This is a genomic window from Enterococcus casseliflavus (assembly GCF_029215545.1).
Classification (GTDB): domain Bacteria; phylum Bacillota; class Bacilli; order Lactobacillales; family Enterococcaceae; genus Enterococcus_D; species Enterococcus_D casseliflavus.
Window position 1 is genome coordinate 802129 of the sequence record NZ_CP119393.1, and the last position, 15143, is coordinate 817271.

Annotated in this window: 20 protein-coding genes; 18 read left to right on the forward strand and 2 right to left on the reverse strand. The window is 43.4% G+C overall.

Going from position 1 to position 15143, the window contains the following annotated elements; genetic code table 11:
- Window positions 1-55: 55 nt before the first annotated feature.
- A complete protein-coding gene (locus P0G38_RS03800; protein ID WP_005228549.1) occupies window positions 56-730 on the forward strand; it encodes a redox-sensing transcriptional repressor Rex in 675 nt (224 codons plus the stop codon).
- A 93-nt stretch (window positions 731-823) separates the two neighbouring features.
- On the opposite strand, the gene P0G38_RS03805 is transcribed toward P0G38_RS03800, so the two are convergent.
- On the reverse strand, window positions 824-1186 hold the full coding sequence (locus P0G38_RS03805; RefSeq protein ID WP_015510225.1) for a thioredoxin family protein: 363 nt from the start codon (window positions 1184-1186) through the stop codon (window positions 824-826).
- Window positions 1187-1406: 220 nt separating this feature from the next.
- On the opposite strand from P0G38_RS03805, the gene P0G38_RS03810 reads away from it, so the two are divergent.
- The 13 genes from P0G38_RS03810 to P0G38_RS03870 all read left to right on the forward strand — a co-directional run bounded on the left by P0G38_RS03810 (window position 1407) and on the right by P0G38_RS03870 (window position 11792).
- Complete coding sequence (locus P0G38_RS03810) at window positions 1407-2354, forward strand: permease (RefSeq protein ID WP_275854071.1); 948 nt, start codon at window positions 1407-1409, stop codon at window positions 2352-2354.
- Between the two features lie 3 nt (window positions 2355-2357).
- Complete coding sequence (locus P0G38_RS03815) at window positions 2358-3188, forward strand: TIGR03943 family putative permease subunit (RefSeq protein ID WP_275854072.1); 831 nt, start codon at window positions 2358-2360, stop codon at window positions 3186-3188.
- 145 nt (window positions 3189-3333) lie between these two features.
- On the forward strand, window positions 3334-3600 hold the full coding sequence (locus P0G38_RS03820) for an IreB family regulatory phosphoprotein (protein WP_005228556.1): 267 nt from the start codon (window positions 3334-3336) through the stop codon (window positions 3598-3600).
- On the forward strand, window positions 3600-4031 hold the full coding sequence (ruvX, locus tag P0G38_RS03825) for a Holliday junction resolvase RuvX (protein WP_005234242.1): 432 nt from the start codon (window positions 3600-3602) through the stop codon (window positions 4029-4031). Before P0G38_RS03820 ends, ruvX begins: the two co-directional genes overlap by 1 nt.
- Window positions 4032-4053: 22 nt before the next feature.
- Window positions 4054-4371, forward strand: coding sequence for a DUF1292 domain-containing protein (locus tag P0G38_RS03830; protein WP_005228559.1), 318 nt, complete (start codon window positions 4054-4056; stop codon window positions 4369-4371).
- Window positions 4372-4474: 103 nt separating this feature from the next.
- The gene (locus P0G38_RS03835; RefSeq protein ID WP_275854073.1) at window positions 4475-4891 is read left to right on the forward strand and encodes an NUDIX hydrolase; all 417 of its coding nucleotides are present in this window, start codon (window positions 4475-4477) and stop codon (window positions 4889-4891) included.
- A gap of 151 nt (window positions 4892-5042) precedes the next feature.
- On the forward strand, window positions 5043-6146 hold the full coding sequence (locus tag P0G38_RS03840) for an alpha-hydroxy-acid oxidizing protein (RefSeq protein WP_275854074.1): 1104 nt from the start codon (window positions 5043-5045) through the stop codon (window positions 6144-6146).
- 177 nt (window positions 6147-6323) lie between these two features.
- Complete coding sequence (locus P0G38_RS03845; RefSeq protein WP_010749841.1) at window positions 6324-6950, forward strand: glycosyltransferase family 32 protein; 627 nt, start codon at window positions 6324-6326, stop codon at window positions 6948-6950.
- A gap of 113 nt (window positions 6951-7063) precedes the next feature.
- Complete coding sequence (locus P0G38_RS03850; protein WP_151195188.1) at window positions 7064-7573, forward strand: GNAT family N-acetyltransferase; 510 nt, start codon at window positions 7064-7066, stop codon at window positions 7571-7573.
- Between the two features lie 122 nt (window positions 7574-7695).
- Window positions 7696-8538, forward strand: coding sequence for a DUF368 domain-containing protein (locus P0G38_RS03855; RefSeq protein WP_275854075.1), 843 nt, complete (start codon window positions 7696-7698; stop codon window positions 8536-8538).
- Between the two features lie 258 nt (window positions 8539-8796).
- A complete protein-coding gene (locus P0G38_RS03860) occupies window positions 8797-10248 on the forward strand; it encodes an amidase (protein ID WP_275854076.1) in 1452 nt (483 codons plus the stop codon).
- Window positions 10249-10260: 12 nt separating this feature from the next.
- Window positions 10261-11112, forward strand: coding sequence for a transporter substrate-binding domain-containing protein (locus P0G38_RS03865; RefSeq protein ID WP_077451842.1), 852 nt, complete (start codon window positions 10261-10263; stop codon window positions 11110-11112).
- A complete protein-coding gene (locus P0G38_RS03870) occupies window positions 11112-11792 on the forward strand; it encodes an amino acid ABC transporter permease (protein WP_275854077.1) in 681 nt (226 codons plus the stop codon). The genes P0G38_RS03865 and P0G38_RS03870 overlap by 1 nt, the downstream gene beginning before the upstream one ends.
- Window positions 11793-11916: 124 nt before the next feature.
- On the opposite strand, the gene P0G38_RS03875 is transcribed toward P0G38_RS03870, so the two are convergent.
- Window positions 11917-12237, reverse strand: coding sequence for a helix-turn-helix domain-containing protein (locus tag P0G38_RS03875; protein WP_005228576.1), 321 nt, complete (start codon window positions 12235-12237; stop codon window positions 11917-11919).
- A 255-nt stretch (window positions 12238-12492) separates the two neighbouring features.
- Between P0G38_RS03875 and P0G38_RS03880 the strand changes: the two genes are divergently transcribed.
- From P0G38_RS03880 to celB, 4 genes are read left to right on the forward strand one after another with little or no spacing between them, the layout of a single operon-like run.
- Entirely contained in the window at window positions 12493-12828 is a 336-nt protein-coding gene (locus tag P0G38_RS03880) for a PTS cellobiose transporter subunit IIB (RefSeq protein ID WP_010749837.1), read from the forward strand.
- Window positions 12829-12841: 13 nt separating this feature from the next.
- A complete protein-coding gene (locus P0G38_RS03885) occupies window positions 12842-13195 on the forward strand; it encodes a PTS lactose/cellobiose transporter subunit IIA (RefSeq protein WP_275854078.1) in 354 nt (117 codons plus the stop codon).
- Window positions 13188-13706, forward strand: a complete 519-nt coding sequence (locus P0G38_RS03890) for a hypothetical protein (protein ID WP_275854079.1) — start codon at window positions 13188-13190, stop codon at window positions 13704-13706. Before P0G38_RS03885 ends, P0G38_RS03890 begins: the two co-directional genes overlap by 8 nt.
- Complete coding sequence (gene celB / locus P0G38_RS03895; protein ID WP_275854080.1) at window positions 13699-15051, forward strand: PTS cellobiose transporter subunit IIC; 1353 nt, start codon at window positions 13699-13701, stop codon at window positions 15049-15051. Before P0G38_RS03890 ends, celB begins: the two co-directional genes overlap by 8 nt.
- The last annotated feature ends 92 nt before the right edge of the window (window positions 15052-15143 follow it).

The following is a 15143-nucleotide window of genomic DNA, read 5'->3' on the forward strand; positions in this document are numbered from 1 at the left end:
TATTTGTTATGATAGCTTCATCACAAGTGAATTTTTCACAATGGGGGAGTATTCTTTGAAAGATCATCAAATTCCAAAGGCAACAGCGAAGCGATTGCCTTTATATTATCGTTACTTGCGTATTTTGCACCAAGCTGGCAAATTAAAAGTTTCTTCGACCGAACTAAGTGAAGCTGTTCAAGTTGATAGTGCGACGATCCGCCGCGACTTTTCCTACTTTGGTGAATTAGGAAAACGCGGCTATGGCTATGACGTTGAAAGCTTGATGCAGTTCTTTGCGAAGACATTGAACGAAGACCACATGACGAATGTAGCTTTAGTCGGTGTCGGAAACTTGGGGAGCGCCTTGTTGAAATACAAATTTCACCAAAGCAACAGCATTCGGATCAGTGCTGCATTTGATGTCAATGAAGATCTAGTTGGTCGAATCGTAGATGGTGTGCCGGTCTATCCAATGGATGACATGAAGGAACAAGTGAAGATCCAGCAGATCGATGTGGCTATTTTGACGGTTCCCGCACAACATTCACAAGATTTAGTGAACGAGCTTGTGAAAGCTGGCATTAAAGGAATCTTGAACTTTACACCTGCACGGATCACTGCACCAAAAGGCGTGCTGATTCAAAACGTTGACTTAACCAATGAATTGCAAACATTGATTTATTTCTTGCATTCAGGCAACGTCTTGTCCCATGAAGAACCAGTAGAAGAACCATCACTAAGCGAATAATCGCATCACATAAATAGGAACCAACAAAACAGCTGCCAGATCGTAGTATATACAACGATCTGACAGCTGTTTTTTGCTTTTTCACCACTGATCTTACTCGTCTAACTGGTCAAAAAGTGATTCGTAGGAATCTTGCTCTTCAACGCTTGTGAGCGCTTCTTGATACCGCAAGATTTGTTGAGTCAAACGTGTGAAATCGATGATGCGGGCTTCACGATGCACTTCTTTCCCATTCGCGAACAAGAGGACAACGGGAACCGTCAAGACCGAAAATAAACTGGCTGCTTCTGGCTCTGCCAGCGTGTTGATGGTAAATAGGGGGAGTTGCTGGGTTTGTGCCAGTTTTTGGATGCGTGGTTTGTCTGCAACACAAATACTGCAATTCGGTTGAGAGAGATAGAGTAGTGCCAACGGTTGTTGGGCGAGCTGCTCTTGGATCGGTTGATTTTTTTGCATAAGTCATTCCTCCATGGAAAATGTACGCTGTTCTTGAGGAAAAGTCAAAATATCTGCTAGCAGCTGATCGCTTAGGTGAGTAAGAAGGATTCAAAGATAAGGGAAATCTAAAGCAACGATTAAAAAAATAGGCTGCTTTAAAAAAAACGTTGTATAAAAAAAGGAAAAAACGTATAGTAATTCCAGCGTTTCGAATTTATTGATAAAGAAGGTTAAAGTTATGTTTCAGGCATTACCGAATTCTGTCCTGCAAATGAGTGTTATTTTTTTATCTATCGTCATTGAAGCCTTGCCGTTTGTCCTATTGGGCTGCTTGATCTCAGGTGCCTTACAAGTCTTCTTGACGCCAGAAAGAGTCACGAGACTCTTACCAAAAAACAAATTGGCATCGATCACAGTTGGTTGTGGTCTGGGGTTCTTTTTTCCTTCCTGCGAATGTGGGATCGTACCGATCGTTAATCAGTTCGTAAAAAAAGAGGTGCCAGTGTATACGGCGTTTGCCTTTATGCTGACTGCACCGATCATCAATCCAATCGTGATTTTTTCTACATTCATTGCCTTTGGAAATTCCGCGAAGTTCGCTTTTTTGCGTGTACTGGGCAGCTTATTGGTCGCAATGGTCGTGGGGATCTGGCTGGCGTATTTTAACAAACAAGAGATCTTAAAAACACGGCTTGTCAATCAATTAAGTGGCGGGAATGAGCAGTCAGGTCATTCACACCATCAGGGGCATGATCACGCCCACCATCAAACGGAAAAGAGCAGTCATCCGCTCCTTCGGCAGATTCGTCATTTGCTGCAGCATAGTTTGGATGAGTTTTTCGATACTGGGCGTTATTTGATCATTGGTGCGTTGATCGCCTCAGCGATGCAGACCTATCTGCCAACTGGTTTGATGCTGACATTAGGCTCCACGAAGCTGTTAGCGGTCTTCGTCATGCTGCTGTTGGCATTAACGTTATCCCTATGTTCCGAAGCAGATGCCTTTATTGGCTCTTCGTTGTTGAGTTTGTTCGGTACTGGACCAGTCGTCGGTTTCCTGGTTTTTGGTCCAATGGTAGATATTAAAAACCTGTTGATGATGAAGCGGTACTTTTCGGGGCGTTTTATCGCTTCTTTAGTTGGATTAGTCGCAATCGTCGTTTCAATTTATGCATGGGTGGTGTAAAGAATGGTTCGTTTTTTGATCTTATCAGGCTATTTTGAATTGATGATGTACTTGCAAGTGACGGGCAAACTCAATCAGTTTATCAACATTCATTATCGCTATCTCGCTATTTTATCCATGATCATTTCTTTATTATTGGCTTTGGTCCAGCTGTATTTTTGGGTCAAACAAGAGCCCGAGCATCATCATGACGATGAACACCAGCATGGATTGGAGAAAAAACACCAACGAGTGATTGCGTATTTTCTATTAGCCTTACCGATCATCGTGGGTCTCTTTTTCCCCACCGTTAGCTTGGATACGACGATCGTAGAAGCAAAAGGGTTTAATTTCCCCCTAAGTGAAGAATCTGTGGGGGATCCAGAAATGACGACCCAATATCTGAAACCCGATACAAGTCTTTATTTTAACAAAGAAGATTATGACACTCAGATGGATGCAGCGTTGGCACGTTACGCCAAAGATGAGACAATTGCGGTAACGGAAGAAAATTACTTGGAAGTCATGGAGTTGATCTATACGTACCCGAGCGAATTTATTGGCAAGAAAATCACTTATGATGGATTTGTGTACCATGCAGATCAAGATGATGCCAATGAAATCTTTTTGTTTCGTTTTGGCATCATCCATTGTGTGGCTGATTCAGGCGTTTTCGGTTTACGGGTGGAATTGCCGCAACAAACAACGGCAGAAAATAACCAGTGGCTCCACGTGGAAGGGACGATCCAATCGAAGTACTATCAACCCTTTAAACGGGACTTGCCGATGGTGGTGGCAGACCAAGAGAAGACGATTAAAGCACCAGAAAACCAGTATGTCTATCGCGCTTTCTAGCTTTTTTTAAGAAAGTTCATAGAAACATCATAAACCTTTGTTATAATGAAGAAAATCTAAGCATATGTTTGTAGTTTTATCAAACGTTTAGTACAATATAGAAGGAACATATGCTAAAATCTATACAAAAGAGAGGTGTCGTGAAATGGGTTTTACAGATGAAACAGTTCGCTTTGATTTTGATGATAGCCGTAAAAAAGAAGTCAGCGAAACATTAGCTATCGTCTACCGAGCATTAGAGGAAAAAGGATACAATCCGATCAATCAAATCGTCGGTTATCTCCTTTCTGGCGACCCGGCTTACATTCCTCGTTATCGGGATGCCCGGAATTTGATTCGTCGTCACGAACGGGATGAGATCATGGAAGTTCTGATCCGTTATTATTTAGGCAATCACGGGATCAACCTATAATGAGAATCATGGGATTGGATGTTGGTTCGCGGACAGTCGGCGTGGCGGTCAGTGACCCAATGGGCTGGACAGCACAAGGGATCGAGATCATTCGCATCAATGAAGATGAAGGCAATTTCGGTTATGATCGACTTGCTGAATTGGTGAAAGAATATGAAGTCTCACGTTTTGTGGTAGGACTACCTAAAAATATGAATAATACGATCGGACCTAGAGCGGAAGCTTCTATGGCTTACGGCGCAGCGATCGAACAGCAATTCGGTTTGCCGGTCGTTTACCAAGACGAACGTCTGACGACCGTTCAAGCAGAACGAATGCTGGTAGAACAGGCGAATACATCGCGTGCCAAACGAAAAAAAGTGATTGATAAATTAGCAGCAGTCATGATTTTGCAGAATTATTTAGATGGTGCTGGGAAACAGCTGTTTTAATTTACAGAAAAGAGGAAAATAAATGTCAGAACATACACACGATCATAACCACGATCACGATCATGAAGGACATGAACACATTACTTTAATCGATGATCAAGGAAATGAAACCTTATACGAAATTCTATTAACGGTTGACGGTACGGAAGAATTCGGCCGCAACTACGTCTTGCTTTATCCAGCAGGCGTACCAGAAGAAGAAGACGTTGAATTACAAGCGTACGCTTATATTGAAAACGAAGACGGTTCTGAAGGTGAATTAGAACAGATCGAAACAGAAGCAGAATGGGATATGATTGAAGAAGTCTTCAACACATTCATGGCGGAAGAAGAAGAGTAATAAGCTGCAAGTGCTGACCTTTCCATAAGGGATCAGCACTTTTTTTGATTTAACGACTGTTTATTTTAGAAGCATGTCTGCTTTTTTGAAAGGAATGAGAAAAATGAGTAACGTAACGATATTCGAGCTTGAAAAGATCGCAGAAGAGCAGCTAGTTTTTGCCGTGATCATCAGCAAGTACCAAGAAAAGCTCGTCTATGTCAAACACAAAGAACGAGACACCTTGGAGATCCCTGGAGGCAAGCGAGAACTAGGAGAAAGCATCACAGAGTGTGCTGCCCGTGAATTAAAAGAAGAAACAGGCGCCAAGCACTTTACCCTAGAACCGTTATTTATCTATGGTGTAGAAAAAAACGGGGAGGCCGATTACGGCTTGGTGTTTGAAGCCCAGATCACGGACTTGCAGGATGAATTGACCTCAGAGATCGAAGCAATCTATGTAATGGCAGAGCCGCCTGCCAGCTGGACATATCCAACGATTCAGCCGTTGTTGTTGGCAGAATATTTCGTACGAACATAAAAATAATTCAGCCCACTCAAATGGAGGGCTGTCTTGAGTGGGAAAGTAAAAGCAGCGTGTTGAGTAGGAGTGAGCGAATGAGTTGCGTGATCCTGCAATCAGGGGTAGGATGAAAATGTAAACGTTATCTTATTGGAGAGTAGGGAAAGGCATGGAAAAAATTTATCAAGCAAGTACCGCAGAAGGAGCAATCGATTTTATCAATATGCGCGATTTGGAGATCGCGGCAGAGGAAGTGATTCCTAAAGGTGGGTATGGCTATATCAGCAGTGGTGCGGGGGATATTTTTACCTATCAAGAAAATGAACGCGCCTTCAATCACAAATTGATCATTCCTCATGTCTTAAAGGACATTGAATTACCGGACACAACGTTTTCCTTTGGCGGTGATACGTTGTCAGCGCCAATCATTATGGCGCCTGTTGCCGCCCACGGCTTAGCAAATGTTGCGGCAGAACAAGCGTCAGCCAAAGGTGTGTCACGTTTTGGCACGATCTATACGGCGAGTTCGTATGCCTCTTGTACGTTGGAAGAAATCCGAGCAGCTGGTGGCCAAGAAGCGCCGCAGTGGTTCCAATTTTATATGAGTAAAGACGATGGCATCAATAAAGACATCTTGGCGATGGCAAAACGCAATGGCGCCAAAGCGATCGTTTTGACCGCAGATGCAACTGTTGGGGGCAATCGAGAAACGGATCGCCGCAATGGCTTCACCTTTCCGTTGGCAATGCCGATCGTTCAGGCCTATCAATCAGGGATCGGACAAACGATGGATGCCGTTTACGGCTCCTCAAAACAAAAATTAAGTCCCCAGGATGTCGCTTTTATCGCCAAAGAATCTGACTTGCCAGTTTATGTCAAAGGGGTGCAATCAGAAGAAGATGTGGAACGAGCTTTAGGGGCAGGTGCACAAGGGATTTGGGTCTCAAATCACGGGGGACGCCAATTGGATGGTGGTCCAGCTTCCTTTGATTCCTTACAGATCGTGGCTGAAGCAGTGGCAGGTCGGGCGCCGATCGTCTTTGATAGCGGGGTACGGCGTGGACAGCATGTCTTTAAAGCGATTGCTTGCGGAGCAGATCTAGTGGCGATCGGCCGCCCAGTGATCTATGGGTTGGCTCTAGGTGGTGCCACTGGTGTTCAACAAGTCTTTGATTTCTTCAAAAAAGAATTGGAGATGGTCATGCAGCTTGCGGGGACGCAAACGGTGGCAGACATCAAAAAAGCCGTTTTACGGGACAATCGCTATTTATAGGCAATCCCTCAAAAAGGCGCTAGGATCGCTGATTCTGGTGCTTTTTTTTATGGATTTTTCTGATCATGCCCAGGAGCTGGAACAACTGCTTTCACCGAAAAAAGTGTATATGATTTTGAAACAATTGCAAAATCAGCTACACTTAAAAGAGACCAATAAACTAAAGGAGAGAGATTGATGATTCCAAAAATTATTCATTATTGCTGGTTTGGCGGCAATCCATTAGGTGAACAAGAAAAGAAATACATGGATACCTGGAAAAAATATTGTCCGGATTATGAGATCAAACGTTGGGATGAATCAACGATCGACCTTTCAAAATTCGGTCCTTATCTAAAAGAGGCCTATGACCAAGAAGAATGGGCCTTTGTGTCAGATGTGGTTCGTTTGTATGCGTTAGTGACAGAAGGCGGTATTTATATGGATACCGATATCGAGGTGGTCAAACCTTTAGATGAGCTCTTGACACTGGAGGCATTTATGGGCTTTGAGATCGAAACCAAGATTTCTACTGGGATCATTGGAGCGGTGCCGCATCATCCCTTTATGGAAGAATGGTACCACGATTACGATGACCGAAAATTTGTCCGGGCAGAAAAAACGGAAGATGTCGTCACCAATGTGATCCGAGTGACGGAACTGTTGCAAAACCACGGATTAGAATTGAATAATCAACGACAAACGGTTAAGGGCGTAGAAATCTTCCCGCAAATGACGTTTTCACCAAAAAGCTATATCACTGGTGAGGTCGAGGAAGATCCGAGTACGATGGTGATCCATCAGTTTTCTGGCTCTTGGTTATAAAAGAGTAAGTCTATGAAAGGACGGACAGTGGGGAAAGCTGTCCGTCCTTTTTGCTTTTGCAAGGGATGATGGAGATGTGATAGAATAGCTTGAAAAAATGAGGAGGCGTTTTGATGGCTATCAAACGATGTACTTTGGCAGATTTAGAAGAATTGGGAGAAATCAGCGTATCCACCTATTACGATACATTTGCTCCTTTCAATACGGAGGAAAATACTCGTATCTATCTAGAAGAAGCCTACAATCTGCCGAAACTGACCCGAGAGTTAGAAAATCCGCAGTCGGCGTTTTATTTTTTACAAGAAAATGCTCAAACCGTAGGATATATCAAACTTAACTGGGGTGAGGCGCAAACGGAAGCGATTGCCCCAGAGGGGTTGGAAATTGAACGAATCTATATCAAAAAAGAACATAAGCGCAGAGGCTATGGCAAAACACTGCTGCTGTTTGCTCAAGAGACCGCCAAAGAGCTGCAGAAAAAGTCGATCTGGTTAGGCGTTTGGGAATTTAACGACAATGCGTTGGCTTTTTATCATACGATGGGCTTTGAAAGAGTTGGCAGTCACTCCTTTTTTATGGGGGATGATGAGCAGACGGATTTCTTGATGCTGAAAGAACTTTGAAATCTGCCTTTGTATGAGGAATTAGAAATTACTTTCCATTTTTTTGGCAATCAAGTATAGTTAAAGGGATTGATGAAAAAAGAACGATTGGTGAAAACCATCGCTAAGGAGAGCAATTGTAAATGGAAAAACAGAGAAACGAAAGTATTTTGTCACGTTTTCTTAAAGGCGTGGTGATTGCCTTGGGCTTTATCTTGCCTGGTGTTTCAGGTGGCGTATTGGCAGCCATCTTAGGCATTTATGAGCGGATGCTGCGCTTTATGGCACATCTGACGAAGAATTTTAAAGAGAATCTCCTCTTTTTCCTGCCAGTAGGGATCGGGGGAATCGTAGGGATCGGGCTTTTATCAAAGCCATTAGAGTGGCTGCTGCAAAACTATCAAATCATCGTTTTGTGGGGCTTTGCGGGGGCAATTATCGGGACGTTACCGGCACTTGCTAAAGAATCGACCTTGAAAAGCAAACGGACAACCGGCGACCTGCTTTGGTTCTTCGGCAGTATGGTCATCGGCTTCTTGTTCCTCTATTTTATGGGCGATATCTTAGGAACGATCCCTGCCAATTTCATTGGTTTTGTGATCGCCGGCGGTCTGATCGCGTTAGGTGTTTTGGTTCCCGGCTTGAGTCCTTCAAACCTTTTGCTCGTTCTGGGCCTTTATGATCCGATGTTGAAAGGCTTTAAGAGCTTTGACATCATGGGGGTCTTTCTACCGATCGCCATTGGCGGCTTGGCAGTGATGCTGCTGTTTTCGAAATTGATGGAGTGGCTATTGAGCCATTATCATTCAAAAGTCTATCACTTCATTTTAGGGATCGTTATTGCTTCAACGATATTGATCGTGATTCCTCCGGTGGCAAACTATAGCGGCTTTACTTGGGTAACGGCTGTCATCGGAATTATCTTGTTTGTCTTGGGGGCTTGGTTAGGTCATTGGATGAGCAAGCTGGAAGAAAAATACAAGTAAATCAAAACGGCACATCGTTTGGCGATGTGCCGTTTTTGTTAGGTAATGATGGGGACAGCTAAGAAGAAGCGTTGGTCGACAGCTGGTAGTAAAAAGATGGGAACGTTTGATAACGATATAATACAGGTTTAAAAACTGTTCTATTTTTGTTGAAAGATTTCCTAGTGTTTGGTATATTGTAGTCTATATAAAGAAGAATTTTTCGTGTGTTACAGTTTAGATAATTGTTTGAGGTTTTGAGGAAAAGGAGGGGCAAGCATGCAAGATGCGACCTATTGGGCGGAACAATTGCGGCAAGGAAAAATCAGTTTTGCAGAGCGGGTGGCGATGATCGAAGAAAAAGTCAATCAACAAAATCCGCTTTTGAATGCGCTTGTAACATTTGATCCGCAAGCAGCGATCCAGCATTACGAGCAGCATCTTCAAAAAACGGTTTTTGGGGGACAACCCATGCCGTTAAAAATACTCGGCCAAACCAAAGCAGGGTGGCCAGCAACGTCAGGAGCCAAACTATTTGCTAAAGCACGAGCCAGCCGCACGGCTCATTTTGTCTCTCGTTTAGAAGAGGCAGGCTTTGTGCCGTTAGGGCAAACCAATGCACCAGAATTTGGATTCAAAAATATCACTGATCCAACATTGTATGGGCCTACACGTAATCCGTGGAATCCTGCCTGTTCAGCTGGTGGTTCCAGTGGTGGTGCGGCAGCGGCAGTGGCTTCGGGGATGTTTCCGATTGCGGGTGCCAGTGATGGCGGCGGATCGATCCGCATTCCAGCATCCTTTAGCGGATTGATCGGTTTGAAGCCAACCCGTGGCACGATGCCAGTGGGTCCTAGTGAATGGCGCAGCTGGCAAGGCGCTTCTATCAACTTTGCGTTGACGCTTTCCATGCGTGATACGGAACAGCTGTTTTATGCGTTGCGGACGTCACAGCCGGCAGCCCCTTATCAGGCACCGCAAGTAGAATGGCATCATCAGCAAGCGAGTCAAAAACCGCGGTTGAAGGTTGCTTTTACTACCGCATCGCCGACCGGCGGCCAAGTGTCTGAAACTGCCATCCAAGCAGTCCGAAGTGCAGCCGCATTTTTAGAAAAGCAGGGGCATGAAGTCGTTGAAGTGGGCTATCCAGTGGATGGTCAGCAAATGATGACCACCTATTACGCCATGAATGGCGGCGAAACAGCTGCGATGTTTGCTGAGATCGATGCTGCTCGTCAAGTACCGGTCAGACGGGAAGAGATGGAATTGATGACCTGGGCACTTTACCAATATGGCAAAAAACTGCCTGCCGCCGATTACGTCCTTGCCTTGCAGTGGTGGGATCAGCTGGCAGAAAAAATGGAAGAAGTCTTTTCAACCTATGATCTCTTTTTGACCCCGACGACGGCTTATCCAGCCCCTTTGATTGAGGAAGACTTACAAAGCGATAGCATTCGCCAAAGACTGCATGAGATCGAATCGCTTGGAAAAAGTGCTGCGGGTGAGTTGATCGAAGAAATGTTTGCCAAGAGCTATGCTCTGACACCTTATACTCAATTAGCCAATTTAACGGGGCAGCCAGCCATCAGCTTGCCAACTGCTCTTAGCGAGGAAGGGTTGCCGCTAGGGGTCCAATTTATGGCGTCTAAAGGCAGAGAAGACCTACTTTTCCAAGTCGGCTATTTATTTGAAACACAGCAACGATTTCTGTTGCCAAAACAAGGAAACTAAGAGGAGGATATTATGAAACAAGTTAGAAAAGGGAAAATCGTTGCAATGGTTGGTTTTTTAGGTTTATTTGCGGGGGTCCTGTTAAGTGCCTGCAGCAAACCAACGGAAGAAGACACCAGTCTAAGTAAGGTAGAAGAAGCCAAAACATTGGTTGTTGCTACTTCGGGAACCTTGTATCCATCGTCTTACTATAACGATGAAAATGAATTAGTGGGCTATGATGTCGATGTGGCAAAAGAAGTCGCCAAACGATTAGGCGTAGAGATCACATTTAAAGAGTACAATGTCGATGGACAAGTTTCTTCTTTAACACGTGGAGAAGCCGATTTTGCTGCCAACGATTTTGGTTTGACAGATGAACGGGCGGAAAAATTCAGTCTCTCAACGCCTATTAAATACTCGTTCGATAGTATGATCGTGCGTAAAAGTGATGACTCTGGGATTGCTTCTTTAGAAGATTTGGATGGCAAAAAAGCTGCTGGTGAACCGAATACCAGCTACATGCGCTTAGCCGAATCCTATGGGGCAGAATTAGTGACTTACGACAACGCAACGAATGATCAGTATTTGACAGATGTTGCGAATGGTCGAACGGATGTGATCTTGAATGATTACTATTTGCAAAAAATGGCGGTTGCTGCTTTGCCAGATATCCCTGTTAAAATTTTAGAAGATGTCTACTTTAATCCGAATGAAACGGGCTTCTTATTTGTGAAGGATCATAAAGCATTGCAGGAAAAAGTGGATGCTGTTTTAGCAGAAATGAAAGAAGACGGCCGTTTAAAAGAACTTGCGGAAACGTATTTTCAAACCGATATTTCAGTAAAATCTGATCAAGCGATTCAAACGGTTGAAACAGACTAATGTATATTCCAACCCTTGATTTGCCGTTGATGTGGGAGTCATTGCCCTATTTGCTGTCGGGCTTGTCCTATACGGTCGGCATTGCTGTCGTTTCGTTTCTAGGTGGCAACGTATTAGGGATCATGCTCACCTTCTTAGGGATGTTGGAAAATCCATTCATTAGAGGGTTCGTGCGGGGCTACCTCTCATTTCTAAGAGGCGTCCCAGCGTTGGTCTTGTTGTTCCTACTGTATTTTGGCTTGCCTTATCAATTGTCGGCGCTTAGTGCTGCGATCATCTGTTTTACATTGACCAGCAGCGCATTTATCGGGGAAATCTACCGAGGATCAATTGCTGGTGTGGATCGTGGACAATTTGATGCTGCCTATGCGTTAGGGTTATCCTTTACGAAAACGATGCGTCTGATTATTTTGCCACAAGCCTTTCGTATTTCTGTACCGGCATTGAGTAATGTGGCAATGGATTTGCTGAAAGGAACCTCCTTGGCAGCAATGATCACGATTCCTGATATTTTTCAAAAAGCTAAGATCGTTGGCGGACGAACCTTTGATTACATGTCCATGTATGTGCTAGTTGCCATCATCTATTGGCTGTTGTGTATTTTGATTGAAGCCGGGCAAAAGCAATTAGAACAACATTTTTCAAAACGCTTTGCCGCTAATGAGGCTGTAAGACAATAAAAAAAGAGCCGAGGCTCTTCAGCTGCTGTCAATGTTTCCTTGTGAGACATTGACAGCAGTTTTTTCTTTAGGTAATGAAGCAGCACCACAAGTTAGCCAGAGAAAAAAGGCAGAATAGTACCGTTTACTCTGGGCGGTTTTTTATAAATTCGATAAAGGTAATGATTTCAGATAGTTGATATTCAGTAAAGTCCTCATTGATTCTTGAAGCCACACGAATCTGTTTCATAGAGAGGGCTTCCAAATCATTCGGACGTCCATGCAAATAATCGAGACTGACATTGAAGTAATCAGCAAGTTCTTTTTGGATCTCAATATCGGGCATCCGATTGCCTTGCTCATACGAAGCATAGGTTGTTTTGGCGATTCCTAAATATTTTGCCATTTTTGCTTGTGTTAAACCAGATCGCGTTTTCCGCAACTGTCTTAAACGATCTTTAAACATGAAATCCCCTCCACAAAATTATTCTACTATGACACGATAGAAGCAGAAAGAAATTAATGTTTTATATCACTAATAGAGTTTTATTGCATTTACAAAGTACTCGATATGTAATACTATTTATGTGAAGAAGGATTACTACCTGTAAGAATCAGCAGGTAGTGAATCGTTCTCAAGGATTTTTTATAGCATGAAGGAGGGTAGAAGAAAGGAATAGATACACCAAAATGGAAGCGTTTCATAGAAGGAGGAAGTGAAATGAAAAAAGTATTGATAATTTGTGCAGCAGGCATGTCTTCATCGTTGATCGCTAAAAAAGGAACAAGCTTTTTAACCACAGAAGGCTGGTCAGTGAGGATCGATGCCATCTCTGCTTCAGAGGGGATCGCTACGATCGCTAAGGATGAGTATGATTTATATTTAGTTAGCCCGCAAACGAAAATGCATTTTGCCAATTTAAAGAAAAGCGCCGATAAATACGGCAAACCAATCGTGAATATTCCCCCGCAAGCATATATTCCGATACCGATCGGGATCGAGAAATTAGCACAGCTAGTCAAAGAAAGCATTGCATTAGAAAAAAGTGCGAAATAAATGGAGGTAGGCTATGGATAGTGAAAAAATTCAAGAAATATCCTTTGAACTTATTTTAGCAAGCGGTGATGCCCGCACGATGATTCATCAAGCCTTTGAACAGATGCGAAACAGCAGTTGTCAAGAAGCGCAAGAGTTGTTGGACATAGCCAATGATTCATTAGTCAAAGCCCACCGCATCCAGTCAAAAATGCTGCAAGAATATGCTTCAGGGACTTCATTTACCTGCGATATCTTGTTGATCCATGCACAAGATCATTTGATGACAACCATGACCCTCAGAGAAGTAGCACTAGAAATGCTAGGGATTTATCAAAAAATGAGTAGCCTTGAAGAAGCGATCCAATGCAGGAGTGCAGATGGCTAGTAAGCAAGCAAAAGTTGCTCAAAGAGATGCGGCGCAAAAACTGACGAAGAAAAATCTCTATTTTCAACGGCTGTTGCTATTGCGGTATTTAGTCGCATTCTTTTTCTTTTTTAACCTATATTGGCTGTTGGCTGCTTCTTTGGCAGGGCAATGGCTGCGTGTGGTTCCACTGAGCCTGTTGCTGTTGTCAATGAGAGCGATCAGTGAGTTTATCCGCTTATATGGACACCACGCAACCATCGTTTCCAAGCAACTCTTTTTTACTACATGGTATTTACGCCTTCAAATGGGGACAATGGCCATTCTTTTTTTATTGACTTTTTTTGGCGTGACAGAAGTTATTTTCCCCTATTTCACCTCGCAAAGTATCGAGTATGTTCGCATAGTTCTCTGGATAAGTGGTGTCTTTGCTTGGAGTGGTATCAGAAAATTGAAGAAAATTTTTCGCAATAAAGACCGACATTGGCAATGGATTCGCGAATTTGAAGAGATAGAAAGAAAGGGTGATTGATTTGACAGAATCGAACAATAAACTATTTCAACTTTTAGAAAAAGCAGTAATGGGTCCGATGGGAAAGATTTCCCAATACAAAATCGTTCGTAGTATCATGTCGGCAGGGATGGCGTCGATTCCTTTTACGATCGTAGGCTCAATGTTTTTAGTATTCAACATTTTACCGATCACGTTTCCGTTTTTAGCTGACTTTTTTGAAGCGACTTTTTTGAATTTCAGTGATTTGTATATGTTAGCAAATAGTACGACCATGGGGTTATTGGCATTATATTTTTGTATCGTTCTGGGCTATGAGTATTCCAAGATCATTCAAGTCGAGGAGAATCTCGACCTGACGCCGATCAATGGGGCGTTGTTAGGTGTTTTTGCTACATTGATGTCGATTCCTCAGCTTGTTTTTGACGGCGGAAAAATGACACGGATGAATGATGTGGAAGAAGGGCTGATCAATGGGTGGTTGATTGGTGCCGATGGGGTCGCACGTTTAGGAACTGTTGGTATTTTCACTGGGATCGTGATGGCGGTCGTTGCCGTTCAGCTGTATCGTCTCTGTGTAAAAAACAACTGGGTCATCAAAATGCCTGAAGAAGTGCCTGAAGGTGTGGCTCGTAGTTTTACGGCACTGATACCAGCCTTTGTGGTGGCAGTCGTGGTTCTGACCATCAATGGTGTTTTAGTTGTTTTAGGGACGGATATTTTTCAACTAGTAGCAATTCCGTTCGGGTTTGTTACCCACCTTACGGATAGCTGGTTGGGAATCATGGTGATTTATTTCCTCGCGCATGCCTTGTGGTTGGTAGGGATTCATGGATTCAATATCATTAGTCCACTGATCACCCCGATCATGTTAGCTAATTTAGCTGCCAATGTTGAAGGGGCGAGTTTCCCATTAGCAGGCCAATTTACCAACGGGTACGTGACATTAGGTGGTTCGGGAGCAACCCTTGGTTTTACCTTATTTATGATATACATTGCTAAATCGAAACAGATGAAAGTATTAGGGAGAGCTGCCATCGTCCCGTCGATTTTCAATATCAATGAACCGATCATTTTCGGCGTGCCGATCATCTATAATCCTTATTTAGCAATTCCTTTCTTGTTAGCACCGATGGCATCCGCCACGATCGCGTATTTTGCCACAAGGATGGAATTGATTCGTCCCATGATCGCCAATATTCCTTTCCCAACACCCGTTGGACTTGGTGGCTTTATTGGCACCGGTGGAGACTGGCGTGCAGGCGTCGTTGCCATTGTTTGTGCAGTAGTTTCTTTCTTGATCTATTTTCCATTTGCGAAGTTTTATGACACAAAATTGCTGAAAGAAGAACAAGAAGCCGCATAAGACGAGCAGTTGGGAAAACAGCAAGTAGCTACATTATCCCTATAAGAAAAAAACAGTTGTCCCTTTGCAGTTGAAGGGATAACTGTTTTTGC

Coding starts and splice junctions, on each gene's coding strand:
- ruvX (WP_005234242.1), top strand. CDS start 3,600: ATGAGAATCATGGGATTGGATGTTGGTTCGCGGACAGTCGGCGTGGCG.
- P0G38_RS03870 (WP_275854077.1), top strand. CDS start 11,112: ATGTATATTCCAACCCTTGATTTGCCGTTGATGTGGGAGTCATTGCCC.
- P0G38_RS03830 (WP_005228559.1), top strand. CDS start 4,054: ATGTCAGAACATACACACGATCATAACCACGATCACGATCATGAAGGA.
- P0G38_RS03820 (WP_005228556.1), top strand. CDS start 3,334: ATGGGTTTTACAGATGAAACAGTTCGCTTTGATTTTGATGATAGCCGT.
- P0G38_RS03860 (WP_275854076.1), top strand. CDS start 8,797: ATGCAAGATGCGACCTATTGGGCGGAACAATTGCGGCAAGGAAAAATC.
- P0G38_RS03880 (WP_010749837.1), top strand. CDS start 12,493: ATGAAAAAAGTATTGATAATTTGTGCAGCAGGCATGTCTTCATCGTTG.
- P0G38_RS03865 (WP_077451842.1), top strand. CDS start 10,261: ATGAAACAAGTTAGAAAAGGGAAAATCGTTGCAATGGTTGGTTTTTTA.
- P0G38_RS03845 (WP_010749841.1), top strand. CDS start 6,324: ATGATTCCAAAAATTATTCATTATTGCTGGTTTGGCGGCAATCCATTA.
- P0G38_RS03835 (WP_275854073.1), top strand. CDS start 4,475: ATGAGTAACGTAACGATATTCGAGCTTGAAAAGATCGCAGAAGAGCAG.
- P0G38_RS03815 (WP_275854072.1), top strand. CDS start 2,358: ATGGTTCGTTTTTTGATCTTATCAGGCTATTTTGAATTGATGATGTAC.
- P0G38_RS03875 (WP_005228576.1), bottom strand. CDS start 12,237: ATGTTTAAAGATCGTTTAAGACAGTTGCGGAAAACGCGATCTGGTTTA.
- P0G38_RS03810 (WP_275854071.1), top strand. CDS start 1,407: ATGTTTCAGGCATTACCGAATTCTGTCCTGCAAATGAGTGTTATTTTT.
- P0G38_RS03855 (WP_275854075.1), top strand. CDS start 7,696: ATGGAAAAACAGAGAAACGAAAGTATTTTGTCACGTTTTCTTAAAGGC.
- P0G38_RS03805 (WP_015510225.1), bottom strand. CDS start 1,186: ATGCAAAAAAATCAACCGATCCAAGAGCAGCTCGCCCAACAACCGTTG.
- P0G38_RS03850 (WP_151195188.1), top strand. CDS start 7,064: ATGGCTATCAAACGATGTACTTTGGCAGATTTAGAAGAATTGGGAGAA.
- P0G38_RS03885 (WP_275854078.1), top strand. CDS start 12,842: ATGGATAGTGAAAAAATTCAAGAAATATCCTTTGAACTTATTTTAGCA.
- P0G38_RS03840 (WP_275854074.1), top strand. CDS start 5,043: ATGGAAAAAATTTATCAAGCAAGTACCGCAGAAGGAGCAATCGATTTT.
- P0G38_RS03890 (WP_275854079.1), top strand. CDS start 13,188: ATGGCTAGTAAGCAAGCAAAAGTTGCTCAAAGAGATGCGGCGCAAAAA.